The sequence below is a fragment of the Roseomonas genomospecies 6 genome (assembly GCF_008365375.1).
In the GTDB taxonomy this organism is placed as follows: Bacteria; Pseudomonadota; Alphaproteobacteria; order Azospirillales; family Azospirillaceae; genus Azospirillum.
Genome location: NZ_QOKW01000039.1, coordinates 1 through 25,518 on the forward strand (window position 1 = coordinate 1; position 25,518 = coordinate 25,518).

The following is a 25,518-nucleotide window of genomic DNA, read 5'->3' on the forward strand; positions in this document are numbered from 1 at the left end:
CGCCGAGGCCGACGTCCCCGCCCAGGCAAAGGCCATCCTCGACCTCCGCGAACACTTCAAGGTCCGTCGCCACAGATCGATGCGGTGATTGCCCGGCCCGAGCCGAGGGTGCGCTCGCAACGCTTACCATCAACCTGACCGGCGACTATCTCTGGAGCGCGAACCGAGTGCCGAGCATTACCGGCTATCGCCCGTTGCGCGCGCCAACCGAACTCCTGGCCGCATGATGTTCCGGCTTTGTCCGCTTAACGTATATTTTCGTCCGTCCTATGGCGTGACCCCGAGGAGATCGATGCGACCGAACGGGCTTTCGTCGCGGCCCCGATCGCTGGAGCGCCCACGCTGACACGGACCATCGAGGCGGGACGCGCCTTCCGGGCCATGGTGCGCGACAAACAGGGCGGCGACTTGGATGGATGGCTCGCGGCGGCCGACGACACGGCCCTGGGCGGCTTTGCCGAAGGCATCAAGCGTGATCTGGCGGCGGTGCGTGCGGGGTTGACGTTGCCCTGGAGCACCGGGCCGGTGGAGGGGCAGATCAGCAAACTGAAGACGACCAAGCGCACGATGAACGGCCGCGGCGGATTCGACCTGCTGCGCCATCGGGTCCTTGAAGCCGCCTAAAAGGCGGCGCTCCAGCTATTCCGGTGCACCGGGAATGCGGATGGGCCAGTATTCAACCGGCACTGACACACCGCCTTGAAGGCCCGCCGGCTGGTGGTCTGGGTATCGTGGCTGCCGAGGTGCTGGCCGATCCAACAACCATCGCGGCACGCCTCGGCGTGCTTCTGGATGGATGCGGTGGAGAACCTGAAGCGCGCCAACGTCGCCTTGAACAGCACGGTCCGCTCCTTGCCTTTCGGCATGGTGCGGGCTGTCTGCCAGTCTTTCGACTGGCGCATGAGGTCGAGGCGTTTCAGCGTCTCGTCCAGGCAGGCATTGTAGATGTGCCGGGCCGCCTCCAGCCGCACCTGAAGCCTCCGCTCGTCCGCTGCGCAGCGGGAACTCGGCGCTGAAAGACGGTGTGGTCGAGCGCATGGCGGTATCATGCTTGAACACGAACAAAAGGTAAACGTCTTTCGTCTGCGACGAAAGCACCGCTATCCTCACAGTCGAAACAGGGAGCTTGAGCGGTGCTGATAGCGCGCCCGGTCACCACGACCGCCTCGTTCAGATGACCACCGCGTACTGAATCCCACGTTCCCCTCAAGAGGCTTGTTGCCTAGAGCCGCCAAAGCCGCACACCCGTCGGCACGGCGGCGCGGTCGAGCACTCCCTTAATGTCCAAGACAAGGCCGCGACCATCCTTCAGGAGACCGGTCACGAGGCCCCAACCCTCGGCGCAATAGGCGGCGTGCGGCACCGCCAGCACGACAGCGTCGGCCAAAGGCAGGTGGTCGCGTGGGACCAGCGCAAGGCCGTATTCGTGGGTTACCTCGCTCGCCGAGGCCAGCGGGTCGTGCACGGCCACCGTTACCCCAAAGCTTTCCAGCTCAGCTACGATGTCGACCACGCGGGTGTTGCGGATATCGGGCACGTTTTCCTTGAAGGTGAGCCCCAACACCGTAACGCGCAGCGGTTCGGCAACGATTCCATTGAGGCGCTCGCGCATGAGTTGCTTCACCGCCTCGCGCGCCACATACTGACCCATGGTGTCGTTGATGCGCCGGCCGGCCAGGATGACCTCCGGGTTGTGGCCCAACTGCTCCGCCCGGTGGGTCAGATAGTAGGGGTCCACGCCGATGCAGTGGCCGCCGACCAGCCCCGGCTGGAACTTCAGGAAATTCCACTTGGTGCCGGCGGCGGCCAGCACGTCGCGGGTGTCGATGCCCATGCGGTGGAAGATCACCGCCAGTTCGTTCATCAGCGCGATGTTGACGTCGCGCTGGGTGTTCTCGATCACCTTGGCGGCCTCCGCCACGGCGATGGAGGCGGCCTCGTGCACGCCGGCCTTCACCACGCTGCCGTAGACCGCCGCAACGAGCGCCCGCGTCGCCGGGTCGGAACCCGAGACGACCTTGGTGATCGTCTCGAACCGGTGCTCCTTGTCGCCGGGGTTGATGCGCTCCGGCGAGTAGCCGACGGTGAAGTCCCGCCCGTAGGCGAGGCCGGACTCCGCCTCCAGCACCGGCACGCAGTCCATCTCCGTGGCGCCGGGATAGACGGTGGATTCGTAGACCACCACGTCGCCGCGCTTCAGATACCGCCCGACGGTGCGGCTGGCGGCCAGCAACGGGCGCAGATCCGGGCGCCGGGCGTCGTCGATGGGGGTCGGCACGGTGACGATGTGGAAGTCGGCCTTCGCTAGGTCCGCCGGGTCGTCGGTCAGGTGCAGGTTGGCCATGGCCAGATCCGCGTCCGCCACCTCGCCCGTGTGGTCGTGCCCGGCCTGCAACGCCTTGATGCGGCGCGAGTCGATGTCGAAGGCGACCACGGGAACACCGGCGGGAGCGCCCGTCCGGCCGAACGCGACGGCCACCGGCAGGCCGACGTAGCCGAGTCCGATCACCGAGATGCGGCGGGAATGGGGCATGGTGGGGAGGCTTCCTTAGAGAGACGAAAAACGGGAAAAGACAGAAACGGGCCGGAAAGACCCGTCTTATACACGCTCTGCCCGTGCGGTGGAGCGGGGAAGTGGGCGGTCTCAGCCGTTCCCGAGCGGAGTTGTGCCGCGCGCTGTGCTTCATGCCCTTGCCAGGGAATGGTTCGCGATTGCCAAGCCGCGCCGTCACCCCGCTTTTTATGGGAATGCCCGGCCCCTCCGCGTCTTTCCGCAAGGAGTCCTTCGTCATTGTTCCACTTTCCGGTATCAGTATGGCGTGATTGATCCTCGCACGCGCAATCGGGGTTTGCGAACACCGTGTGAGTCTTGGGGCGATCCACGCGAGGGGATGAAGATCCGTGCCGCCCTCCCTCATCGACCGCAAACGCTTAGGAAGGACGAAGCATCCATGGCCACTCTGGCAGACCGCATCAAGCCGTTGAAAGGACGCCGGATTTACCTGTTCGGGGCCGGCGATTGCGGTGTGCATGCGCGCCATATGCTTGAAAAGCGGTTTGGTGTCACCGTTTGCGGGTTCATCGACTCGTTCCGAAGCGGCACACTCGACGGCCTTCCCATTGTCCGGGCAGACACGTTCCACGCCGAACACGCCCAGAACAGCGCGGTCCTGATCACATCCCAGTACTGGCGGGAAATCAGGGACGGGCTTCGGGCGCGCGGGCACGACCGTTACGACCTTCTGGTCCATGCCCCCGTGTCGTGGCGCAACCTGAACCATTTCCAATCCAAGCTGGTCTCCGTCGATGCGGCGGCGGCGAACGGAGTCCCGCCGGGGCGTCTTTCACCCGCCGCAAGCCCGCAAGCCGACGGCGCTCCCCACGTCCAGAACACCGACGTCCAGGACACCGGGAGCCTTACGGCCGACGCGCCGGAGCAGTCGCTGCTGACGGTTCCCTTCAACAGCGACTGCTCCGTGGATTTGCCGCTGACGGAGCGGTGCAATCTGCGCTGCGGCTATTGCCCTCACCACGACACCTCGCGCAAGGATTGGAGCGAAACGGCGCCATGGCTGGTTGACCGGGTCCACGCGTTCCTCACCCCCCATCCCGGCGTCCGCATCGAGCTTGGCGGCGGCGCCGGCGAAACGACGGTCCTGAAGGATTGGCAGCGGCAGGCCGAGCGCTTCATGGCCATCGGCAGTCGGCTGCGCATGACCACCAACCTCGCGCGGGAACTCCGTTGGGATGAGGCCGAGACGCTGTCCCGGTTCTTCCACATCAGCGTCAGTTTCGATAGCGTCGACAGCCGGATCCTCAAGTCCGTCCGCGTCGGCGCCAATCCGGCGAAGATCGTGTTCAACATCGCCCAGATCCGCGCGGCGGCGATGGCGGTCGGGCGCGAACCGCCCAGCTTCAACATCCAGGCCGTCGTCACCGACAAGAGCGTCGCGTTGGTGGATCAGGTCGCCGCCATGGCAGCGGCGCTCGGCATCAAATATGTCCGCTACATCGCGCTGAACGGGGGAACCTACGATGCGGCCCTGTCCGGCATCGCCGGGCTGGCCAGAGACCAAGCGCGCAAGGCCGTGGCCGCCTTCGAACGCGCTTTCGAGATCGGCATCGACGCCGACATCACCATCGAGGTCGATGACGAGGTTTCCGACTGTCTGGCCGCTTGCCTGTCCCGGCCCGCCACCTTGGAGGATGCGGCCGCCCCGGCCGTCCCCGAGGCCATCCCCGCAGCCATCCCCGCAGCTATCCCCGTGGCCGAGCCTGGCCTCGTGGCCGGCGCTCCGGCGGAGGGATGCCCCCCCGGCAAGACACGTCTGTGCCTGGAGCCGTGGACGCACGTCATCTTCACCTACGACGGCACGGTGTTCTCCTGCTGCTATGGAGCCCCGACCTTCCGCCCCGACTATGCCGCCATCGGGACGGACATGAACGCGATCTTCAACGACGAACCAATCCGGGATCTGCGCCGGCGGTTGCTGACCGGCGATCTCAGCGCGCTCTGTCACAATTGCTTGCAGAAACCCATGGTCGCCGTCAGCGACCTTCGCGAGAAGGTTGACGCCCTCATCCGCGTGCGGCGTCAACCCTGCAACGTCGAGAGCCCCAACGGCTGAGCGGGAGGGGGCCTCAGGCAGCCCCGATTTCCGCCGCCAGACCGGCCCAAGCGTCCGGCGGGGTGACAGCCCGCTTGCGCAGCGTCCAGACCGCCGGCATGTGAAGGGTGACGCCGGTCTGGCGGACGAAGTGGGGATTGCCGGGCGCGTCGGTCCGCGCCACGCGGTCCAGCGTGGCGTCGCTGACCGACACGTCGAACACCCCTTCCACCTGAAGCCCGGTCGTTTGGGCAAAAAGGCGCGGCAGCCCTTCGGGTGAGGCGAGGCGGGCGGGAACGCCGGCCACTCGGGTGTGGCCCTCATGGTCGGCATCGGAGCCATCGTTCAGCACGGTTTCCATGGTGAGAACGAGGCATCCCCCGATCCGCAGCCGCGCGTCGATCCAGGCCATCGTCTCCGCGAAACCGTGAAGGAAGATGGCGTTGTCCGGAACCACGACGATGTCCCAAGCCCCCCGGTCCAGACGGGCGCAGGCCGGCCGGCCGATGTGGTGGACGGCAAGACGGTCGGGATCGAAGGGGCGCGAAACCAGCCGCCAACGGTCCGTTTCACCAAGGGCGACCCGCCGGGCGCGCTCGGGCGCGTCGGCGCCGATGTCGATCACATCGACGTGGCGGACGACATCGGACAGGAGCATGGGCATGCCGTCCGGGTGCGGAACGATGACCGCGGCCTCGCGCTCCCGATCCAGCATGCCGAGCCGGTCCAGGGCGTAGGCGGTCTGCGCGCGCGCCCACGCGCCGCAACTCCGCTTGTAGAAATTGTAGACGAGGTCGAGGCGGTCCAGGGCGTTGACCCGGGGGGCATCGGGGGTCTCATCGTCCAGATAGCGCGGGAAGGTCGAGCAGCTGACTTTGAGGCGGTCGAGCCACGCGAACCAGGGCGCCGACTCCCAGTCCTCGGCCGCCGCAAGCTTGCTGAGAGCCGGCGGGCCGGCGGGGCGCTCGGCCGGCGGCAGGGCGCTTTGCACGCGCACGCGCAGGGCGTTGCGCGACCGGGCCGCTGCAGCCTTGACCCGATCGAGCTGCGGCTGCGTGACCCTCTCGGCGCGCTCCAGCCCGGGCCAATCGAGCAGGGCCATCAGCGGAGCCGTCCAGCGCATCGGATCGACCGTGGCCGGGTCGCCGGCCCGCAACACGGTTTTCAGGTCGCCGCGCGCGATGGCGACTTCGCGCGGGCTGATTTCCCGCGTGCGGCCGAGCGCCTGCGCGAGGTAGGTTTCGACGCTCGGCCCGACCGCCGGATCCATCCGGATCAACGGCCGGACGATGTCGGCCAGGCGATCCCCGACGCCTTGCAGGGACAGCTCGCGCACGCCGCGCTCGTAGGCCGCCTCGACGATGCGCGTGCGCAGATCCCGGTCGGCGATCAGCCGCGTCAGGTTCGCCGAGAACCCCTCCAACGCGTCCGCCAGCAGCACCGAGACGCCGTCGTCGAGGCAGTGGACCACCTCTCCCACCGGGGTGGCGCACACGGCCACCTTCGCCAGCAGATACTCGAACATCTTGGTCGGGCTTTTGCAGGCGTTGAACATGGTGTCGGCGTAGGGCAGGACGCCGATGTCCATCTCCGCCAGGACCTCGCTGAACCGCTCCGGCGCGATGCGTTCGTGGAAGACGATGTTGCGCAGGTCGGGATAGCGCTGCGCCACGCGCCGCTTCAGCTCCGGCCAAGCCCGGCCGAAGCCGATCAGATGGAAGCGGGCTTCGGAGCGGAACTCCGGCGGCACCAGGGCAAAGGCGTCGAGAGCGAAGAAGATGTCCCGCAGGACCAGCGAGCCCCAGACATCGCCGCACCAGAGGATGTTGACCGCATCCCCGAAACGCCGGCGCGGCAGGTGCCTCCTGAGCGGGTTGAAGTCTTCCGGATCGGCGACGGTGTGGACCAGATGCGTGTTCGGCTTGTCGCGCCCGACCAGGTCGAGAAGCCGGGTGCTCGACACCACGCAAGCGTCCGCGCGGGCCGCCATCGTGGACAGAAGGGCGTCGGGCTGCAAGGAGGGGAACCAAGGCTCCAGGCGCCAGTAGGGCGACGTGCCGATGTCGTAGTCGTCGTAATCGAAGACGATCCTGTTGCCATGGCGCGCCGTCGCCAGACAGCAGGCCAGCACGTGGTAGCCCGCCTTCTGGACGTAAAGAACCGCCCGAGGGTTTTCGGCCAGGATGTCGAAGGCCCGCAGGTTGAGGCGGAGCTTCTCCTCCTCGGGGATCTGCGCGACGGGACCGCCCCCGAACCGGGCGCCGAGGTGATCGACGAAGGACAGGACCTCCGCCGCGATGCCCTTCTGCCGGAGTAGCTTCGCGAAGCTGTAGCAGCGTACCCGCGCAGGGGCGAGGGAGAAGCCGTCTTGCGCCACGAAGATCACGTCGGCCTCCTTGTAGCGCTGAAGCTGTTCAGGGCTGGGGAGGAGCGGTTCCGACATGTGAATTTCCTGCCTGGAGCAAACCACGCCTTGCGAATGGGCGAAGTCTTGAAACGCCGAGAGTGGATGGACCGTGCAAGCCACCGAACCGGCCCGGGGCCAGGCGGCGCCGAGTTCCTGACCGAGATCCTGGCCGGGATGCGGCCGAGATCGTGAGGGCATTGCCTCGCCGTCGTTGTACGCCCTGGCCACCGGTCGTACAAGCCGCGCGTTCAACAGGGAAGAACACCGGCATGGCGCGATGCACGGAGGCATCAACCGAGGATCGCTGTCCACTCTCGGCCAAGTCACTCCTGTGACAGCGCAAATAACCCTTTATTTACCACATGGCGGTAATGCTGCCCACCATGTCCGCAAAAATATTGCCGCCGAGCGAACGGAACGATCAGTGACAGACGTCAGGAGCAGGGCCTTACATCCGATTCCACCTTAGACGCATTTCCTCGGGAGCCTCCCGCCAAAACGTGGCGGACAGGTGGCGCGTTCGGCTGGACGCGGCATCCTTGCTGTGGGGCATGGTCCATTGGTGTATCGATTTTGACACAGGATGCCGTAATGCACACGTTCGAGACAACGTCGATCAGCAACGTCCAGGCGTATTGGGACGCACGCCCCTGCAACATCCGCCACTCCACGAAAACTCTGGGCTCCCGCGAATATTTCGACGAGGTGGAGGCCCGCAAGTACAAGGTCGAGCCGCACATTCCGGAGTTCGCCGATTTCCAGCGCTGGGCGGGAAAGAAGGTGCTTGAACTTGGCTGCGGCATCGGCACGGACACCATCAATTTCGCCCGGGCCGGCGCCCAAGTCACCGCCGTGGATCTGTCCACCAAATCCCTGGAGATCGCGCGCCAGAGGGCCGAGGTCATGGGGGTGGCCGACCGCATCCAGTTCTTCAACGCAAACGGCGAAGAACTGTCGAAGGTGGTTCCGCTGGACGAATACGACCTAGTCTATTCTTTCGGGGTCGTGCACCACACACCGCACCCGGAGAGCGCCATCGCCGAGCTGCGCCGGTATCTGAAGCCGGGCGGAACCATGAAGATCATGGTCTATTATCGCTATTCCTGGAAGACGCTGTGGATCCTGCTGGGGTACGGGAAAGGACAGTTCTGGAAGCTGCCCGAACTCGTCGCCCGCCATTCGGAGGCGCAGACGGGCTGCCCCGTCACCTACATCTACGACCGGGAGGAAGGGCGGGCTCTGCTCGAAGCCCACGGCATGCGGCTGTTCGAGTGCCGGGTGGATCACGTGTTCCCCTATCGCATCCCCGACTATGTCCAGTACCGCTACGTGCGGGAATGGTATTTCCGCTGGATGCCGGACTCCCTGTTCCGCGCTTTCGAGCGCCTGTTCGGATGGCACCTGCTGCTGACGGCGAAAGCCGACTGACCTCCTGCGGAATCCATGACGCCTGGCCAGATTTGGGAATGGGGACATTCAATTGACGGCGAACAAAAAAGACAACCCCCTCGAAAAGGCCAAGAGCGGCCTTCCCGTTTCCAAAGACGAACAGATGCTCGAAATCAATGCGGCATCTAATAACTATTATTACACGGATGATCAAACATTCGATGACAAGATGAAAGCATGGGTCATCGAAAAATCCCTGGAATTTCTGAAGCCTGGGCGAATTCTTGATCTCGGATACATCAACAGCATCTGGACGAAGGCGCTGCTTTCGGTTCCTGGCGTGGAGGCCGTCGATATCGTCGAGGCGGCGCCCGGTCATGTCGAGCAGGCCCGCGCCGACTTCGCCGGCGAGAAGCGGGTGCGCATCTTCCACACGCTGTTCGAGGAATTCACCCCCGATCACCCCTATGACACCATCCTGATGTCGGGGGTAGTCAAGTATGTTCCCGACGACGACGCCTTGGTCACCCGCGCCAAGAGTTGGCTGGCCCCCGATGGGGTGGTGATCGCCTCAACCCCCAATTGCCGAGCCTTCCACCGCCGGCTGGGGACTTACATGGGGCTGGAATCGTCGCCGTGCACCCACAACGCCCGCGACCACTCGGTGTTCAACGTGCGGCTCTACGACCGTTACTCCTGGCGGGCCCTCTTCGTCCGCAACGGGTATCAGGTCGGTCCCGTCCACGGCATCGGCATGAAGCTGCTCTCTACTCCCCAGATGATTCATCTGGGCACCAAATACGACATCAACGGCATTCTGGAAGGGCTGCGGAGCATGGCCGAGGAGATGCCGGACTATGCCTGGTACCTGTTGCTTACGGCGAAAGCCGGCACCGCCGACTGAGGCTGGAAACGGACATGGATGGACTGCAGACCACAAGCCCGTTCGCCATCAAGGTCGCCGACGCCCTGGCCGGGGATCCGTTCACGCTGATCGACGTCGGCTGCGGGGGTGGGATTGATCCTGTCTGGCGCGAATTCGGGTCCAACCTGCGCGCGATCGGATTCGAACCCAATCTGGCCGAATGCCGGCGCCTAGCCACCGGGGAAACGCACGAGGGGATCCGCTACGAGCCCACCTTCGTCGGGTTGCCGCCGGACCACCTTTTCCTTACCCGCAAGGCGGCCAATTCCCCCGTTGTCATGAACTTCTGGCAGCGGTGCAGCGCTTTCCGATCCTGTCAAATTCAGCAGGAAAAGAGAAAATCCGAAGGGCAGGCCCTGAATCCGTATTATTATGAAGGCGACGGCATGGCCGACGCTGCCGATCAGATTTACCTCCCCGATTATTTCGCGAAGAAAAACATCGGTGACATCGATTTCGTAAAGATAGACGTCGATGGGCCAGATTTTGAAGTTCTTGTCTCCCTGGAAGGTGAATTTTCAAAAAGAAATATTCTCGCTCTCGGCCTAGAGGTGAGCTATTTCGGAACGGAAAACGACACGAACAACACGTTCCACAACACCGACCGTTTCATGCGGCAGAACGGTTTCGAGCTGTTCGGTCTCAGCGTCAGGCGCTACTCGGCGGCGGCGCTGCCGGGACGCTATAGCCTCGGAATCCCGGCCCAGGGCGATTTCGGCCGTCCGATTCAGGGCGATGCGCTCTACGTCCGCGACCTTCTCAGCCCGAGGTACGAAAAGGAACGCGACCGGTACGATGAGGAAAAGCTGCTGAAGCTGGCCTGCATCTTTTCGCTTTTCAACCTTCCCGACAACGCGGCCGAGATCCTGGTGGCTTTCCAGGCGCGGCTGAAGACGCGCGTCGATGTGGAGGAGCTTCTGGAAGTGCTGGCTCGACAGGCCCAGGCCGGAAGACAGAAGGTTCTGGGCTACCGGGACTATATGGCCGCCTTCGAACGCGACGATCCGATGTTCTATCCGCGCTGAAGCGACGGCCGAACCAACCGGGGAAGAGATGACATGGACGGTGCTGGCATGGGGCACGACCGCCGAAGCGCGGGATTGGCGGGAGCGCGGATCGCCGTCACGATCCCGCCGGAGAGCTGGTTCGGCGGACACGACCGTCTGCTCAGCCTGCGCGAGAGCGCCGTCCTGGAGACCGAGTTCGGCTGCCGGTTCCATCATGTCGACACCACCCCCTTCATTGTCGGCGATGTGGCCGGCCAGCGTGCCGAAATCGACGCGTTGCGGGCGTTCCGGCCGCAGGCCGCGCTTGGGCTGCCGAACGGGAACTATCCCTGGTGCTGCCGGACGCTGAGCGGCTCGCGCCGGATTAACATCTTCACCGACATCCTGGAAATTCCCCTGGTGCTGCCGTGGGACCACGGGCTTCTGCAATTTCCGAGCATGGTGTTGTGGCAGTTGCCGACCGGGCCGGAAGCGTCGTCCGAGGATGCCATCCAGCGCGTCGCGAGCCGCATCAACCACCCGTTGATCCATCACATCGCCATCGACAGCGGCCACGTCGCCGAGATGCGCCGCCTCGGCCTGTTGACCAGCCCCAACGTCACCTTCATGCCCGCGAAGACCTCCTGGCCCTACATCCGCCACGGCCGGTCGCTCGCGGCGGAGCGCCGGTTCGACGAGGACGTGGCGTTCGTCGGCAACATCTCCCTCAACCGCGCCCGCGCGGTGTTTCCCGAAGGGTCCGCGGCCGGCCGGCTGGCGAGCCAGGTCGTGCATGCCCGGCGCCGCAACCCCGTCGCGGCGCCCTGGCCCCTGCTGCTGGAAAGCCTGGAGCGCCTGTCCGACGACGAACGCTTCAGGGAGCGGCTGCTGTTCGACGACAGCTATTTCTGGTACGTTGCCTACCGCATCGTCGAGGACATCGCCAACGCGCACGGACGCATCGAGCTTCTGAAAGCCGTGGCGCGCCCGGTGGCGCTGTACGGCGGGTTTGCCGACCCCGGAACGATGGACGAACTGGCCGGGCGCTTCGCGCACCTTCGCTTCCGCGGCTCGGTCAATTATGCCGATGAACTGCCGTCGGTCTACGCGCGCACCCGCATCACCGTCGACTGCATCAATTCCGGCTTCATCAACAACTCCTCACCCAAGCCGCCGTCGTGCTTCTCCTCCGGCGGGTTCGCCCTGTTCGAGCACAAGCCCGACTTCGCGGAGCTGTTCGGCGCGCCCGGCGAGGCGGTCATGTTCCGCAGCTTCGACGAGATGAACCGGAAGATCGACTATTTCCTGACCCACGAGAAGGAAAGGCTCGACCTTTCCGATCACCTGCGGGAGTTGATAAACCGCGACCACGATTACCAGGATGTCATCCGGCGCGTCATGGAAGGCGCCCTGGCGGGGTAGGAACGACGGGGCGGGGAGCCTTCAACCGGCTTCCCCCTCCTCCGGCCGGAGCGCCCGCCCCCCCTCGACCCGGCGCACCCGGTTGGCCTCGTTCCAGCCAAAGCCGGGAATGAACATCTCCTCCCAGTAGCGCAGGACCATTCCGGGAACGAGATCCGGCTGCGCGATCCCCTCCCCCAGCCCGAAATGCCGGGCCGCCAGCTCGACGTCGTTATAGCCGAAATGCGGCCGCACGCTGGAGGTCCCGGAAAAGCGGGGGTTCACCTCGAAGCAGACCGGGCGGCGGTTCTCCACCTTGAATTGGAAGTTGACCGGGCCGACGATGCGCAGTCGCGTTGCCCAGTCGAGCGCGGTGTCAAGAAGCCCGGCGTCCTCGACCAGGGAAATCCGGTAGCTGGTGCCCTGAAGGAGTTCGCGCCGCAGCACGATGCCGGCCCGCGGACGGGCCGCGCGGTCGCACAGCACCGCCGCGGTGTATTCCGGCCCGTCGACGTCCACGCAGCGTTGAACGATGCCGTCCGCGCCAAGAGCGTCCGCCGCCGCCGCGACCAGCGCCGGCGACTGGGCGATGACCACGCCACCGCTGCCATGCCCGGTCCTGGGCTTGACCACCAACGGCGGCCCGAACCGTTCCAGAAGGGCGGCAACGCCGTTGCGATCGTCGGCCCGCACCGTTTCCGGGTGCGCGATGTCCAGGCGGGCGAAGCATTGCGCGGTCAGCCACTTGTCGTGGCACTGCTCGACCAGATCTGCGGCCGGGACCAGGACGATGGCTCCCGTGGCGTCTTCGATGCGCGCGCGCAGCCGCGCCAGGGGCAGGGTCTCCACATCGGCGGCGGCAAAGACCAAGTCGATCCGTTCGTTCCGCAGGATTCCCGTAATGCTGTCCAGGAAGGCCGGATCGTCCGTGCGCGGCACGACGTAGCCGCGGTCCACCGCATAGAGCCCGGCTCCCAGCGGGTTGCAGTCGGTCCCCACCACATGGCTTGCCAGACGGCTGCGGGCCAGGGCCTTCAGGATACCCTGGCCGACGTTGCCCCCCACTCCCGTCACCAGGATGCGCAGGCGGCCGGCGCTAGAGCCTTTGCAGGAGAGCATGGCAGTAATCTTCCAATCCCGATGTCAAAGCGATGTGAGGTCGATAGCCGAACGCCGCCCATGCGCGGCCGATGTCCAGACGCACGCTGGGCGACGGATCCGGCGTCGCCGTGAATTCGATGGCCGATCCCCGGCAAGCCGGAAGAGCGGTGATGAGGCGCGCCAGTTCGGCCATGGACGTTGCCTCGCCCGATCCCAGGTTGAACACCCCATCGGCCCCGGCCGCCGCCACCAGACCGCGTGCCGCGTCTTCGACATGCAGAAAGTCCTGGGTCCGCCCGCCGTCCCCGAACAGCCGCAGCGGGCTGCCGGCGAGCGCCCGGTCGAGAAACAGGCGCAGCACCGACATGGCCGATTGGCCCGGCCCATAGAGCGATGACAGGCGCAGGATCGCCACCCGGGTGCCGAAGGACCGCACCACCCCCAGAACATGCTCGGCGGCCAGCTTGCCGACGCCGTAGGGGGTGTCCGGGCAGGGCGCCAGACCTTCGTGCAGGACCGGGGCGGCGCCCATCGGATAGACCGAGATGCTGGACGCCATCACCAGCCGCTTGGGCGGGGCTCGCTCGCAGACGGCCAGGAGCGTTTCCGCCATCCGCAGATTGTCGCGCAATCCCGCCAGCCGCCCCGCACCGGCGCCCGTCGGGATGTTGGCCGCGACATGAACGATCAGATCCCAGCGACCGGACAGCGTGACCTGTGCCTCCGGCGCGGTCAGGTCGACGGCGATGGCGGGACCGCCGGCCGGCAAAGTCCGGTGACCGACGGCCACGACCTCGGCGGAGGGCCAGTGCGTGCGGGCCAGCCGCAACACCGCTCGTCCGAGAAAGCCGCCGGCGCCGGTCACCAGGATGCGCTCAGGCATCGCACCTCTTCCCCGCGCGCCCGCCAGGCGGGCCTGTATGGAAAAGGCGGTCACCCATTCTGGCGTGCGTAATGCGCGAAAAGCTGGATCGCCTCCAGGTTCTTCGGCTTCTTGCTTTGCCAGTCCGGACAGGAACGGCAGAAGGCCGGCAGGGCTTCCCAGTTTCCGGCGGAATGCGCGACCAGATGAGGGTACACTTTTCTCTGCCAGACGTCGAAAATGGACTCCTCGCGCAGGTTCCCGTGAACCAGCTTCCCTTCCCAATCATTGATGCAGAAGGGAACTTCACCGTTTTCATTGACGTTGATCGAATCGAAAATCCAGGCGCAGGCGTGCCGACGCTCCTGGCCAGTGCCGATCTCGTCCGAGAGATAGTTGATCCACGTCATCTTCGGCCGGATGTAGATTTGCACGGGATGTTTCGACCAGTACTCCCGGAACGGCTCCAGCTCATGCTGGTTGACGTCGAGCACGGCGAACTGAACGGAAATCTGCATCCGGTCGCCGGCCAACTCGATCGCGTCATGGACGTTGCGCATGACGGTGTCGAAGTTCCCGCCGATACGGACCTTCTGCTCGTAGGTTTCCTTGGTGGAGGCGTCGATCCCGATGTAGATCTCGTCCAGCCCGCTCTCCGCAAGCCGTCGGATCGTCTCGCGGTCGAGCAGATTGCCGTTGGTGTTGATCGCCGCCCGCTTCAGGCCCCGGTCCTTGGCGTAACGGATGCGCTCGTAAAGGCCGATCTTCTTCGAAACCAGCGGCTCGCCGAAGTAGCAGAACCACATGCGCACCCAGGGCGCGCCTTCCAGCACCTCGTCGATGATCTTGTGCGCCAGCGTCTCGTCCATGCGTCCCCACGGGCGGGGATTGAACTGGCGCGCGCACATCGTGCACTGGAGCTGGCAGTAGGACGAGGTTTCCAGCAGAACCTGATTAGGGAAATAGCGCAGGCGCCGGTAGATTTCTTCCGGGGTCGTCGGCGTCTGGCTACGCAGAAAGTTGGTCTCGACGGCGTTCAGGGTGGTCGCGTACTGCTCCAGCAGCTGCTGGCGGGTGGGCAGGTCTTCCGGCGGCACGGAATAGACCGGCAGCGTGTCGCCATGGGTACCGGTGGCACCGGGAACAACGTCCATATAGCCCCTCCTCAGATTGGCAGGCGGTTTCGCGCCCAATCGGGTGCTTCCGCCGAGCGATGAATTTGATTGAGCCGGTGGGCGTCCGATCCGCTCACGAAGTGCACCCCTTTTTCGCGCAGGACATCCAGCAACGCCATGTAGGAGGTCACGAACGGTTCGCCACCCAGCCGCTGCGGAATGTGTATCAAGTCGCGGCAATGGAATTCCATGGCCGTGTTCCGCGCGATGAGAACGTCCGCCAGCGTGTCGATCAACGCCGGAGGGAGCCGGTCCGGCCAGAGCGCGCCGACATAGTGCGGGGCCAGCTTCGGAAAGGCGACGTAGATGAACGGATGGACGACGACGGAAACGCGATGCCGTTCCAGAGCCCGGATGAGGGATTCCGCCTCCCGTTCCAGGAAGCGGTCGGGAGGCTGCGTCAAATCGGCCGTCACCCAGCCGAGTTGGTAATGCCCCATGCCGAGACTGAGGAAATCGACGGCTTCGGCAACGTCGGGGCGGAAGGTCGTGTTTCCGTCCTGGTCGAGCAGGTCCAGCTCCGCTCCCAGCAGAATCCGGCCGGAAAATTCCCCGCCCAGCCCGGTGATCTCCGAGCGCGCTTGCCGGAAGATCGCGGATTCGGTGTTGGGATGGAGATGGTCGATCAGGCCGATCTCCTCCAGCCCACAGCGCCCAGCCTCGGCAACGACGGCGTCGACGGTCATCTCGTCCGCGGTGCATGGGCTGTGATGCAGGTGGATGTGGTAATCCGCGCGCATGGGCAGGTCTTTCGTCGGGGTATCGGTCATTTGCACAGCAGGAAGGGTCCGATGGCCAGGGCGTTCATCCCGGTTTCCAGGAAGCAGCGGACCGCATCATCCGGGGTCCGGACGATGGTGTCGCCACGGATGTTGAAGCTGGTGTTGAGCAGCACCGGCACCCCGTTGCGTCGCTTCACCGCCAGGAGCAACGCGTGGAGTTCCGGATTCTGGGTCGGAGCCACCGTCTGCACGCGCGCCGTTCCATCGACGTGGGTCACCGCCGGGATCACCGTCCGGCATTCGGGGCGGACCATGTCGACGGTCAGCATGAAGGGCTGCCGCCCGCCATACTCGAAGTAGCGCTGCGCCTCCTCCTCGACAACGACCGGGGCGAACGGGCGGAACGCCTCGCGGAACTTCACCTTGGCGTTGACGATGTCTTTGGCGTCGGCGCGGGTCGGGTTGGCGAGGATGGAGCGGTGGCCGAGCGCGCGGGGGCCGAACTCCATGCGTCCCTGGTACCAGCCGACGATGGCATGGTCCGCCAGCAGGTCGGCGACCTCCTCCTCCAGCTTGGCGGGGCGGCGGACCGACACCGTTTCCGGCAGCGTGCGCAGCGCCGCTTCGATCTCCGCCGTGCCGTGTTCGGTGCCGTAATAGGCGTGCTCCAGCGGTTCGCGCCGCACCGGGACGCCGGCGTCCGCGCTCGCCAGCAGGGCCGCGCCGATGCTGAGGCCGGCGTCGTTGGCGGCCGGCAGGACGAACACGTTCGCGAAGGGCGTGTGGGCGCGGATCTGTCCGTTCATGCTGCAGTTCAGGGCGACGCCGCCGGCCAGGCAGACGTTGGGCGATCCGGTGGCCGCGTGCAGATCGCGGAGCAGCTCGAAGCAGCGCTCCTCCAGAAGCGCCTGAACGCTGCACGCCATGTCGGCGGCGCGCTCGTCGATCTCCGATTCCGGGACGCGCGGCGGGCCGAAGCGCTCGACGACGCGCGGCGAGTACCAGACGCGCGGATGGCCCTGTTCGTCCATCAGCGTGTCCCGGTGGAAGGTAAAGTAATCGAGATCCAGCTCCAGCTCACCGTTCCGGTAACGGCAGATCCCGCGCAGGTCGTCCAAGAACCGGGGCTTGCCGTAAGGCGCCAGCCCCATCGTCTTGCCCTCGTCGCACGCGGCCTGGAAGCCCAGATACTGGGTGAAGGCCCCGTACATCAGGCCCAGGGAATGCGGGTGCGCGATCCGTTTCAGGACGGCGATGCCCGCCCCGCGACCCAGGCACAGGGATGTCGACACCCAGTTGCCCATGCCGTCCACGGAGAAGATGGCGCTTTCCTCGAACGGAGACGGCAGGAAGGCCGACGCGGCGTGCGCCATGTGGTGATCGACGTGGAACAGCCGAACCCGGTCGCCCACATGGGCGCGGAGCGTCCGCTCGACGTCGGCCTGCGCCCGCAGGGGCGGGACGAAGGCCCCATCATAGGCGCGCTTGATGAAAGCGCGCTTGTGGGTGTTCGTCAGTTCCACGTCGTTCGCGTAGGCGACGACGTCCACGTCCGTCAGCCGCGCGCCCACCAGGTTGAGGCAAGCGTCCATGGCCTCCTTGGGGAAAGCCGAGGAGTGCTTCCGGTGGTCGAAACGCTCCTGCTCCATCATCGCCGCGAGACGGCCGTCGATCACGACGGCGGCACTGGCGTCATGCGAACCGAAGTGAAGTCCCAGGCTGATCATGGCGTGTCCTTTTCAAAAGGTCGATTCCGACTAGGCGCTCGACGCCGGGCGTGAAACGGTCGGGCCGCGAAGTCCGGCACCGTGTCAGCAAACGGTCCGGGGGCGCCCTTGCGATGCCCGCAAGGTTGCGACGACCCGGTCGACATGGGATTCCGGCATGCCTGGATAGAAGGGCAGAGAGAGCGTCCGCGCGCCGATCCGCTCCGCCTGTGGGAACATGCCCTCACGATAGCCGTGGGCGTCGCGGAAATACTGCGTCAGATGCACCGGCCGGTAATTCACCACGCAGCCGATCCCGGCGCCGCGCAGCCACGCCACGAGATCGTCGCGCTCGTCCTCGACCCAGATGGGGAAGAGGTGCCGGGCATGCACGCTGTCCGGGCGGTTGGCCGGCAGGTGAACTCCGGGCAGGTCGGCCAGAAGCGCCCGGTACCGTGCCGCCAGGGCCCGCCGCCGTTCGAGGTTGTCCGCCAGACGGTCGAGCTGGGGCAGCAGGATCGCCGCCTCGATGTTGCTCATGTTGTATTTCCAGCCCATGGCGACCATGTCCCAGTCGCCCCGCGCGCTGGTGTGGCGGCTGAGAAGCGAGCGATCGATGCCGTGCAGGCGGATGAGCTTCAGCTTTTCGTAAAGCGCCGTGTCGTCGGTGACGAGCGCGCCGCCTTCGCCGCAGGTCAGGTTCTTCGTCGCGTAAAAGCTGAAGCACGCCGTCGCCGAAGCTTCTCCCGGCCGCATGCCGCCGCGGACCCCTTCGATGCAATGGGCGGCATCCTCGATCAGTGCCAGGCCGTGCCGGTCGGCGATGGCCCGCAACGCCGTCATGTCGCACATCAGGCCGTAGAGGTGCACCGGCATGACCGCGCGCGTGCGCGGCGTGATCGCCGCTTCCACGCGGGCTGCGTCCAGGTTGCCGGTGTCCGGCTCCACATCCACGAAGACGGGGGTGGCGCCGACCTCGATGATCGCCGATGCCGTCGCCACGAAGGTCATCGGGGTGGTGATCACCTCGTCGCCGGGACCGATTCCCAGGGCCAGCAGCGACATGTGCAGGGCGCCCGTGCAGCTCGTCACCGCCAGGGCGTGCTTCCGGCCCAGCGTTTCGGCGAAGCGGGCCTCGAAGCGCTCGACCAAGGCGCCGGTGGTCAGGATCGGCCCGCGGAACACCTCGGCGATGGCGGCCAGCTCGGCGTCCCCCAGGTCGTGGCGATGGAAGGCGACCGGCTCGCGGGGGGGAGCGGCGGCATCGTCAGCGATCGGGTCGGGGGTTGGGCGCATATCCTCTCTCGATGAAATTTGACGCTTCCGTGTTCCGCTGAGCATCCCCTGAAAGGGTAGACAGAGGGTTAAATAAATCCTACGAGCCCGCTGTGTTGAAGGTCCGGGCGTTGGCCGCGGCCATGCGGGAGAGTTCCCGACGGTCGCGCTGCCAAGCCTGGAACATGACCAGCGTCCAGATGCGGAACGCATGGTCGTTCCGCCCTTGTCTGTGATCGTCAATCAGGCTCCGCACGGAGGCTGGATCAAACAGGCCGTCCTCCGCAAGCGAATCGGGCGACAACAGGTCGTCGAGAACCGCATCGAGCTGGCCGCGCAGCCAAACATGGTTGGGCTGCACGAACCCTTCCTTGGGACGGTCGAGGATCTCGCGTGGGAGGTACCGGGCAGCGAGCGTCTTCAGAAGATACTTCAGCGTCCCACCCCGGATTTTCAGCGTTCCGGGAACCCGCGCCGCCAGTTCGGCAACCCGGTAGTCGAGGAAGGGACTGCGAACCTCGACTCCGTGCGCCATCGACAGGCGGTCCGAGAACAGCAGGACCTCGCCGGGCAGAGAGGTGCGGATGTCCACGTCCAGCATCCGGTTGAGGCCATCGCGCGCAGTGCTGTGACGGAACAACGGCTCAAGAAAGGCGCCAGCGTCATACCCGGCGATGGCCCGGCCGGCGTCGGTGGCCAGGAGTCCCCTCTTCTGCCCGGCGCTGAACGCACCGAATCCGGCGCGAACCTGCCAAGGCGGCATGCCGTCGAAGCGGCGGACCAGCTCGACACGGTCACCAAGGGGGGCCAGATCCGCAACCGCATAGGGATCGGCCGCGCCGTTGTCGCGGGCCGCGGCCAGATTGGCCAGCGGCCAAACCAAGCGATGGTGGCCGTAGCTGGCGAACAATTCGTCGGCCCCGTCGCCGGACAGGACGACTTTCACATGATCCCGAACAAGACGCGTCAGGAAATAGGTCGAGACAACGCCGGCGAAGGGCTGGCCGAAGTGCCTCGCCAGCGTCGGAATCCGCTCGGCCAACTCGGATGCGGCCATAGCGTGCTCGTGATGGTCCGTGCCATAGCGATCCGCAATCATCCGTGCATAATAGACATCCCTTTTGTCCTCCAGCCGGTCGGCATAACCCAAGGAAAAGCTGTGCAACGGCTCCCCTGAGAATTGCCGGATCAGGGCGACGGCAAGAGAGGAATCGACGCCTCCCGACAGCAGAACCCCCATCGGAACGTCCGAGCGCAGGCGCAGGCGGACGGCATCGCGCAGCAGCGCATCCAACTCATCGCACAGCACCTCCTCGCGCGTCGCGGGTTCGGCCTGGGAAAAGTCCAGAAACCAGTAACGCTCCAGGCTCGGGGCCGCTCCCGGACGCCAGAGCAGCCGATGTCCCGGCGGCAACGCAAAAACGCCCCGATACATGGTCTTCGGCTCGGGGACGTAGCGCAGGCTCAGGTACAAGGAGAGCGCTTCCGGATCGATGCCGCGATCAACGCCAGGCCAGAGCAATAGCGGCGCCAATTCCGAGGAGAACAGGAGCTTTCCGTCCACCTCCGTCCAATACAGCGGCTTGACCCCGAGGCGGTCGCGGGCCAGCAGCAAGCGCCGGTTGGTGCCGTCCCACAGGGCGAAGGCGAACATGCCATTGAGGCGACTTACGAAATCCGGCCCGTCTTCCTCATAGAGATGCAGCAGCGTCTCGGTGTCCGAACGGGTCGCCATGCGGTGGCGCCCCGTGGCGGCGATCCAGTCCCTCAGCTCCTTGTAATTGTATATTTCTCCGTTGAAGACGACCTGAACGTCGCCCCGCTCGTTCCCCATGGGCTGGTCGCCCGTGTCCAGGTCGATGATCGACAGCCGTCTGTGGCCAAGGTTCATATGGCCTTGCGGGTCTTCGTAGATGCCTTCTCCGTCCGGGCCGCGGTGGGCAAGCGCCGTTGTCATCGCCCGCAGGCGAAAGGGCTGGGGGAAGCCGGAAAACCCCACTATCCCGCACATCGCATACCCCGATCGGCTCCTGGTTGTTGAAGACCGGCATGCATCACCGGAAGGGCATGACGCTGGCAAGAATATCGCGCTTCCGCCCGGTCTGCTACGGGCCGCCGGGAAGGCAGGAGGGGTGGTGGGAACTTGGAAAGTTCCCAGCCGGCTCTCATGAAGACTTCGGGGAATGACTGTCCCAGAATTTCCGGTACGCGTTCTGTTGCGGAATACGATCGGAGGTCGAAGCGGCGGTGCGGCGGACCAGAACTTCGACCGTGTAGACCCGGTCGTCGAAGCCGCCGACCATGTTGTCCAGCACGCCGGGCCGATAGGCCATGCGCATGATCGGTTTGGCGCCGCTTTCAAACCCCTTTTCCATCCGCAGAACGGTGATGCCCAGGATCTCCAATCCGTTTTCGGAATAGAAGTCGTGAAAAAGCGTTGGGGAGAACTGGTAGAATCCGTGATCGACCTGATTGTTCACCGGCAAGGTATGCAGGATGACACCGCCGACAGCGACGCTTTCAACAATGTTTCGAAGGCAATTTGGGTAATGAAAGACGTGTTCGCTGGTGCCGATGTCCATCACGACATCGGCCGGCGCGCCGATCCGCTCAGCCAGGCCGAGTTGATTGAGGTCGAAGATGACGTCCGACGAATCATAGTCGGAATAATCGACACTGACGACACTGTAAAAGCCAAGAGTCGCGAAGAACAGGTTGTCCGAAATGAACCCCTGCTGGCGTGACCAGGGGTAAGGGCTGAGCGTCTTGCCGGCATCGACCACCGCCTTCATGCGCGCGTAGCGCGCCGGATCGGCGATGCGCACCACGCGCGGTCCCAACGTCAACGGCTGGCCGTCCTCCGACGTCATTCCATACTCGACCAGGGCATCGCAGAACTGTTCCTGGTTCAGGTAGAAGGAAAGCTTGCCGAGCGTCACAAGCTTTCCGGAAAGCCGCCGTTCCGCGCAGATATCGAACAACATCCTGGCGTGTTGCGCATTGGCGATGCCCATGATCGTTCCTGCCTTCTTAACGGCTGGTCATCTGCCCGTAGATCCAGCGGTAGGTCTGCTCCATGCCGTCGTGCAATCTTGTCGACGGAGCCCATCCCAGCAATTGCCGGATCAGGGTGTTGTCGCTGTTGCGGCCACGCACGCCTTTGGGAGCGTCCAGCTTATAGCGGCGCTGCAGCTTGATGCCGGCAATGCCCTCGACGATGTCGACAAGCTGGTTGATGGTGACCAGTTCGTCGCTGCCGAGGTTGATCGGATCGACGATGTCGCTGGCCAGGACGTCGAGGGAGCCCTTGAGGCAGTCCTCAATGTACATGAAGCTGCGGGTCTGCTCCCCGTCGCCCCAGATCTCGATCTCGTGACGGCCGGTCAGCTTGGCTTCGATAACTTTGCGGCAGACGGCGGCTGGCGCCTTCTCACGGCCGCCATCCCATGTGCCATGGGGACCATAGACGTTGTGGTAACGCACGACGCGCGTGGGCAGCCCGTAATCCTCGCGGAAATGCCGGCACATCCGCTCGCTGAACAGCTTCTCCCACCCGTAGCCATCCTCCGGCATCGCCGGATAGGCGTCACTTTCCTTGAGAGGTTGGACCTCGGCGGAGGTCTGCTTGCCGGCGGCGTAGACGCAGGCGCTGGAGGCGTAGAAATAGCGCCGGCAGCCGTGGGCGTGGGCGGCCATCAGCATGTGCGTGTTGATCAGCACCGACAGCATGCATTCGGCCTTGTGGGTCTCGATGAACCCCATGCCCCCCATGTCGGCGGCGAGGTTGATCACGATGTCCGCGCCCTTGGCCGCCTCCATGCAGGCGTCCTTCCCGCGCAGGTCAAGGATGCGGTTGTCGACATCGTCGAAGCGCTGGTACCACTCGGCGCAAGGCTTGATGTCGACGGCGCGGATCCGTCGGCACCCAAGTTGCCGCAACCGCGCCACCACGTGTCCGCCGATAAACCCGCCGGCCCCCGCCACGAGCACCATATCGCTGGGTTGGATGAAGCTGGTCATGAGAGGTGTCCGTTCTTGGGTGTCGTTCAGTCGTCCGCGGCAGCCATCTGGATGGATTCCGGAGGGAGGCCGAAGCCGAGATGGATGACGTCCGTCGTCCCGGCGCAGGCGGCGGGATCCAGTTGGCGCCAGCAGTCGACCACCACCACCCTCTGGCCATCCGCGCACAACGCCGGACGCAATCCACGGAACTCCGGCCAGGGTGTGGAGATGACGATGGCATCGGCGCCGTCCACGCATTCGGCCATGGAAGCCGCCGGTGCCGCCTCGGTCGCCAGCACCGACCGCACGTCCGCCATGGGATCGTAGGCGACGACATCGTAGCCAAGGCGGTGGAGGGCCTGCGCGATCTTCACACCCTGGCTTTCCTCCACGACCATGGTGTCCGGCTTGTACGACAGGCCAAGGACGGCGACCTTGCCGCGCGGTCGGACATGCCGTGTCGTCAAGGCGATGACGCGGTCAACCTGCCGGTCGTTGATGCGGTCGGTGGCCTCCGCGATGTCCGCCGACATGCCGGCCGAACGGGCCAACGCCGCAAAGGCGCGGTTGTCGCGCGGAAAGCAAGGGCCGCCGTAGCCGAGAGCGCCGCGCAGGTATTTCTGGCCGATGCGGCTGTCGCTGCCGATGGCCTGGGTGACGACATCGACGTCCGCACCGGGCAAATGGTCGCACAGTTCGGCAACCATGTTGGCGTAGGTGATTTTGGTCGTGACGAAGGTGTTCACCGAGATCTTGGTCAGCTCCGCGTTCACGAAGTTCATGCGCCGGACGACGGGCGTGTTGGCGGTCATGCCTCGGTAGATCCCCTCCAGGACGTCGCCGGCCTTGGCGTCGGATTCGCCGATCAGCGCGAAGTCGGGGTTCAGCAGGTCGCGGACGACGCTGCCGAGCGCAATGAACTCGGGGCTGTAGCACAGGCCCAGCGTGTCGCCGAGGCGACGCTGCGAGGCCCGTTCCAGAGCCTGCCGGATGCAGCCGCCGGTGGACCCGGGAACGACCGTGCTGGTTATGACCACCAGGTGGTAACCGTCCTTCGCGCGCAGGGCGGAACCGATTGATTCCATCGCCGCCAGGACATACTCGTTGGTGAAGAGACCGTTGGGCAGGCTGGGGGTCGGCAGAATGACGAACGAGACGTCGCTGCCGGCGACAGCCTCGTCGAAGGAAGTGGTCGCGCGCAGCCGCGACCGGTTGCGGTCGATCAGTTCCTGAAGGCCGGGCTCCTTGACCGGCGCCCGTCCTTCGTTGATCGCCGCGACGAATTCCTCGTTCACATCGACGCCAATGACCGTGTTGCCTTCATAGGCAAGAACGGCGGCAAGCGGAGAGCCCAATTTACCCAAGCCGACAACCGAAACACGCATACTTCTCTCCTTTTGTGGCCCGCCGCTCCTCGCGCAAATTGGGCAAACGGCATTCAGCAGCAATCATCACCCCGAAGCCGCCCTCTCTTCCTGGGAGGGCGGCCACCAAAAGGTTGAGAGAATTTCTTCCTAAGTTGCCGCTTCCGCCAAATTCTATGGGCCAATCTTTATGGAAAATACCTCTAGCAATATTTGCGGGAACGCAAGCAGGCTCCGTCAACGGGCGAAGGATGATACGTTAGTGGTAAAAAATAGGTTATTTCACCAGACGCTCACCACGTCGCCTTGGGTTGAAAGCGCCCGGGCACCTTGCTTCATCCCCCACCACCGGGCCGTGTCCTTGCTCTGCGGCTCCGGCGTCATGGCTGGAAACGTCTCGCCGCCGCGCACTCTGAAGAACAGTTCCGACACGTCGGCCCGCCGCTTCCGAACGCTGCGTCCGGCGGAGCCACGCGGCGCGCAAAGCCGGGTGGCGCGGCTCAGTGCAGTTCCTCTTTGCCGGAAGCGGTGAGGATGGGGATGTGACGCATCCAAAGCTGCCGCTTCCACCAGTCGGGATTGGCTTGGTACCACGCGACCGTGGCCCGGATTCCGTCTTCCCACGAATAGCGCGGCGTCCAGTCCAGAAGCCGGTTGATCTTGCCGTAATCGCCGGTGTGGCGGATGACCTGACCGGGACGGTCGCCGATGAAGGCGATGCGGGACGGGTCGTAGCCCATCATCAGGACAATGTCATGGGCGATGTCGAGAACGGAACGGTGCTGCCCGCTGGCGATGTTGAACGCTTGGCCCATGACCTTCTGCACGGGAGCATGGAGCAAAAGGTCGATCGCCCGACAGGTGTCTTCGGCGTAGACGAAGTCCCGCGCCGCCGATCCGTCGCCATGGACCGTCAGCGGTTCGTCCAGCAGGACACTGGTCACGAAGCGCGCGACCAGCTTTTCCAGATGCTGGCGCGGGCCGAAGTTGTTGAAGGGCCGGACGATGACAAGGGGCAGCCCATACGTGGCGAAATACGAATACACCAGCCGATCGGCCCCGCACTTGGCACTGGCGTAGGGACTCATGGGATTGAGGGGATGCTCCTCGTCGATCATCGGCGCCAATGCCGTGCCATAGACTTCCGAGGTGGAGACGTGGATGAACCGCTCGATCCGCCTGCCGGCCTTGAGGATCGCGTTCACGATCGTGTGCGTGCCGATGACGTCGGTCTGGAAGAACGTCAGGTTGTCATGGATGGACCGGGTGACGTGCGTCTCGGCCGCGAAATGAACCACCACGTCGGACTGGCTGACCAACTCGCCCACCAGTTCGGCGTTGCAGATGTTGCCGTACCAGAAACGGATCGGCCCATTGGTCGCCTGCATCGCGTCCTGCGGCAGATTGTCGACCGACGCGGCGTAGGTGAGCGCGTCCAGAACGAGGATACGGTAATCCGGATGCTGCTTGCGCATCCAATGTATGAAATTCGAGCCGATGAACCCGGCGCCGCCAGTCACAAGAATCGTTTTGGACATCCCGGCCGTCTCTTCCGGTTGAAAAGGCGTAAGCAGGCAGTCCACGGCCTTCGCCGGC

Annotated in this window: 20 protein-coding genes and 1 pseudogene; 6 read left to right on the forward strand and 15 right to left on the reverse strand. The window is 65.0% G+C overall.

All coding sequences use genetic code 11. The features are described from left to right. Positions 1 to 276 precede the first annotated feature (276 nt). Positions 277 to 624: pseudogene (locus DS843_RS28090) on the forward strand (ISL3-like element ISAzs13 family transposase); the annotation flags it as partial. Here DS843_RS28090 and DS843_RS28095 read toward each other — a convergent pair. Both DS843_RS28095 and DS843_RS28100 read right to left on the reverse strand, forming a co-directional pair. Further along, complete coding sequence (locus DS843_RS28095) at positions 621 to 971, reverse strand: hypothetical protein (protein WP_208852347.1); 351 nt, start codon at positions 969 to 971, stop codon at positions 621 to 623. The pseudogene DS843_RS28090 and the gene DS843_RS28095 overlap by 4 nt on opposite strands. 251 nt (positions 972 to 1,222) lie before the next feature. Further along, a complete protein-coding gene (locus DS843_RS28100; RefSeq protein WP_149472128.1) occupies positions 1,223 to 2,533 on the reverse strand; it encodes a nucleotide sugar dehydrogenase in 1,311 nt (436 codons plus the stop codon). Between the two features lie 358 nt (positions 2,534 to 2,891). Between DS843_RS28100 and DS843_RS28105 the strand changes: the two genes are divergently transcribed. Continuing rightward, a complete protein-coding gene (locus DS843_RS28105; RefSeq protein ID WP_149472129.1) occupies positions 2,892 to 4,628 on the forward strand; it encodes a radical SAM/SPASM domain-containing protein in 1,737 nt (578 codons plus the stop codon). Positions 4,629 to 4,641: 13 nt separating this feature from the next. Here the strand turns inward: DS843_RS28105 and DS843_RS28110 are convergent, their stop codons facing one another. Then, complete coding sequence (locus DS843_RS28110) at positions 4,642 to 7,050, reverse strand: glycosyltransferase (RefSeq protein ID WP_167525506.1); 2,409 nt, start codon at positions 7,048 to 7,050, stop codon at positions 4,642 to 4,644. A gap of 555 nt (positions 7,051 to 7,605) precedes the next feature. Here DS843_RS28110 and DS843_RS28115 point away from each other — a divergent pair. From DS843_RS28115 to DS843_RS28130, 4 genes are read left to right on the forward strand one after another with little or no spacing between them, the layout of a single operon-like run. After that, positions 7,606 to 8,442 carry a class I SAM-dependent methyltransferase gene (locus DS843_RS28115; RefSeq protein WP_149472131.1) on the forward strand — a complete coding sequence of 279 codons (837 nt, stop codon included), beginning with the start codon at positions 7,606 to 7,608 and terminating at the stop codon, positions 8,440 to 8,442. Positions 8,443 to 8,494: 52 nt separating this feature from the next. Next, a complete protein-coding gene (locus DS843_RS28120; RefSeq protein WP_149472132.1) occupies positions 8,495 to 9,307 on the forward strand; it encodes a class I SAM-dependent methyltransferase in 813 nt (270 codons plus the stop codon). A 14-nt stretch (positions 9,308 to 9,321) separates the two neighbouring features. Then, positions 9,322 to 10,353, forward strand: a complete 1,032-nt coding sequence (locus tag DS843_RS28125; RefSeq protein ID WP_149472133.1) for an FkbM family methyltransferase — start codon at positions 9,322 to 9,324, stop codon at positions 10,351 to 10,353. A gap of 33 nt (positions 10,354 to 10,386) precedes the next feature. Continuing rightward, complete coding sequence (locus DS843_RS28130; protein ID WP_149472134.1) at positions 10,387 to 11,736, forward strand: glycosyltransferase family protein; 1,350 nt, start codon at positions 10,387 to 10,389, stop codon at positions 11,734 to 11,736. A gap of 21 nt (positions 11,737 to 11,757) precedes the next feature. Here DS843_RS28130 and DS843_RS28135 read toward each other — a convergent pair whose 3' ends face one another. The 12 genes from DS843_RS28135 to DS843_RS28180 all read right to left on the reverse strand — a co-directional run bounded on the left by DS843_RS28135 (position 11,758) and on the right by DS843_RS28180 (position 25,505). Further along, the gene (locus DS843_RS28135; RefSeq protein WP_149472135.1) at positions 11,758 to 12,834 is read right to left on the reverse strand and encodes an ATP-grasp domain-containing protein; all 1,077 of its coding nucleotides are present in this window, start codon (positions 12,832 to 12,834) and stop codon (positions 11,758 to 11,760) included. Beyond that, positions 12,812 to 13,699: an NAD-dependent epimerase/dehydratase family protein gene (locus DS843_RS28140; protein WP_149472136.1), complete on the reverse strand. Its 888-nt coding sequence runs from the start codon at positions 13,697 to 13,699 to the stop codon at positions 12,812 to 12,814. The genes DS843_RS28135 and DS843_RS28140 overlap by 23 nt, the downstream gene beginning before the upstream one ends. Positions 13,700 to 13,749: 50 nt before the next feature. Then, a complete protein-coding gene (locus DS843_RS31435; RefSeq protein ID WP_167525507.1) occupies positions 13,750 to 14,832 on the reverse strand; it encodes a radical SAM/SPASM domain-containing protein in 1,083 nt (360 codons plus the stop codon). Positions 14,833 to 14,843: 11 nt separating this feature from the next. Then, positions 14,844 to 15,593 carry a hypothetical protein gene (locus tag DS843_RS31440; RefSeq protein ID WP_167525508.1) on the reverse strand — a complete coding sequence of 250 codons (750 nt, stop codon included), beginning with the start codon at positions 15,591 to 15,593 and terminating at the stop codon, positions 14,844 to 14,846. Positions 15,594 to 15,619: 26 nt separating this feature from the next. Continuing rightward, positions 15,620 to 17,302: a carbamoyltransferase family protein gene (locus DS843_RS28150; RefSeq protein WP_149472138.1), complete on the reverse strand. Its 1,683-nt coding sequence runs from the start codon at positions 17,300 to 17,302 to the stop codon at positions 15,620 to 15,622. An 84-nt stretch (positions 17,303 to 17,386) separates the two neighbouring features. Then, positions 17,387 to 18,577, reverse strand: coding sequence for a DegT/DnrJ/EryC1/StrS family aminotransferase (locus tag DS843_RS28155; RefSeq protein ID WP_149472139.1), 1,191 nt, complete (start codon positions 18,575 to 18,577; stop codon positions 17,387 to 17,389). A 79-nt stretch (positions 18,578 to 18,656) separates the two neighbouring features. Further along, positions 18,657 to 20,555 (reverse strand): asparagine synthase (glutamine-hydrolyzing), encoded by a 1,899-nt coding sequence (gene asnB / locus DS843_RS28160; RefSeq protein WP_167525509.1) that lies wholly within the window; start codon positions 20,553 to 20,555, stop codon positions 18,657 to 18,659. Positions 20,556 to 20,721: 166 nt separating this feature from the next. Then, positions 20,722 to 21,570: a hypothetical protein gene (locus DS843_RS28165; protein WP_149472141.1), complete on the reverse strand. Its 849-nt coding sequence runs from the start codon at positions 21,568 to 21,570 to the stop codon at positions 20,722 to 20,724. Between the two features lie 16 nt (positions 21,571 to 21,586). Continuing rightward, on the reverse strand, positions 21,587 to 22,576 hold the full coding sequence (locus DS843_RS28170) for an NAD-dependent epimerase/dehydratase family protein (RefSeq protein WP_149472142.1): 990 nt from the start codon (positions 22,574 to 22,576) through the stop codon (positions 21,587 to 21,589). A 26-nt stretch (positions 22,577 to 22,602) separates the two neighbouring features. Further along, entirely contained in the window at positions 22,603 to 23,943 is a 1,341-nt protein-coding gene (locus DS843_RS28175; protein WP_149472143.1) for a UDP-glucose dehydrogenase family protein, read from the reverse strand. Between the two features lie 261 nt (positions 23,944 to 24,204). Beyond that, positions 24,205 to 24,354 carry a hypothetical protein gene (locus DS843_RS31445; RefSeq protein ID WP_167525510.1) on the reverse strand — a complete coding sequence of 50 codons (150 nt, stop codon included), beginning with the start codon at positions 24,352 to 24,354 and terminating at the stop codon, positions 24,205 to 24,207. A gap of 68 nt (positions 24,355 to 24,422) precedes the next feature. Beyond that, complete coding sequence (locus DS843_RS28180) at positions 24,423 to 25,505, reverse strand: dTDP-glucose 4,6-dehydratase (protein ID WP_208852348.1); 1,083 nt, start codon at positions 25,503 to 25,505, stop codon at positions 24,423 to 24,425. Between the last annotated feature and the right edge of the window lie 13 nt (positions 25,506 to 25,518).

What these genes read in the sequence shown, in the direction of transcription:
- DS843_RS28100 (WP_149472128.1), bottom strand. Translation starts at nt 2,533, where the DNA reads ATGCCCCATTCCCGCCGCATCTCGGTGATCGGACTCGGCTACGTCGGC.
- DS843_RS28105 (WP_149472129.1), top strand. Translation starts at nt 2,892, where the DNA reads ATGAAGATCCGTGCCGCCCTCCCTCATCGACCGCAAACGCTTAGGAAG.
- DS843_RS28110 (WP_167525506.1), bottom strand. Translation starts at nt 7,050, where the DNA reads ATGTCGGAACCGCTCCTCCCCAGCCCTGAACAGCTTCAGCGCTACAAG.
- DS843_RS28115 (WP_149472131.1), top strand. Translation starts at nt 7,606, where the DNA reads ATGCACACGTTCGAGACAACGTCGATCAGCAACGTCCAGGCGTATTGG.
- DS843_RS28125 (WP_149472133.1), top strand. Translation starts at nt 9,322, where the DNA reads ATGGATGGACTGCAGACCACAAGCCCGTTCGCCATCAAGGTCGCCGAC.
- DS843_RS28130 (WP_149472134.1), top strand. Translation starts at nt 10,387, where the DNA reads ATGGACGGTGCTGGCATGGGGCACGACCGCCGAAGCGCGGGATTGGCG.
- DS843_RS28135 (WP_149472135.1), bottom strand. Translation starts at nt 12,834, where the DNA reads ATGCTCTCCTGCAAAGGCTCTAGCGCCGGCCGCCTGCGCATCCTGGTG.
- DS843_RS28140 (WP_149472136.1), bottom strand. Translation starts at nt 13,699, where the DNA reads ATGCCTGAGCGCATCCTGGTGACCGGCGCCGGCGGCTTTCTCGGACGA.
- DS843_RS31435 (WP_167525507.1), bottom strand. Translation starts at nt 14,832, where the DNA reads ATGGACGTTGTTCCCGGTGCCACCGGTACCCATGGCGACACGCTGCCG.
- DS843_RS31440 (WP_167525508.1), bottom strand. Translation starts at nt 15,593, where the DNA reads ATGCGCGCGGATTACCACATCCACCTGCATCACAGCCCATGCACCGCG.
- DS843_RS28150 (WP_149472138.1), bottom strand. Translation starts at nt 17,302, where the DNA reads ATGATCAGCCTGGGACTTCACTTCGGTTCGCATGACGCCAGTGCCGCC.
- DS843_RS28155 (WP_149472139.1), bottom strand. Translation starts at nt 18,577, where the DNA reads ATGCGCCCAACCCCCGACCCGATCGCTGACGATGCCGCCGCTCCCCCC.
- DS843_RS28165 (WP_149472141.1), bottom strand. Translation starts at nt 21,570, where the DNA reads ATGGGCATCGCCAATGCGCAACACGCCAGGATGTTGTTCGATATCTGC.
- DS843_RS28170 (WP_149472142.1), bottom strand. Translation starts at nt 22,576, where the DNA reads ATGACCAGCTTCATCCAACCCAGCGATATGGTGCTCGTGGCGGGGGCC.
- DS843_RS28175 (WP_149472143.1), bottom strand. Translation starts at nt 23,943, where the DNA reads ATGCGTGTTTCGGTTGTCGGCTTGGGTAAATTGGGCTCTCCGCTTGCC.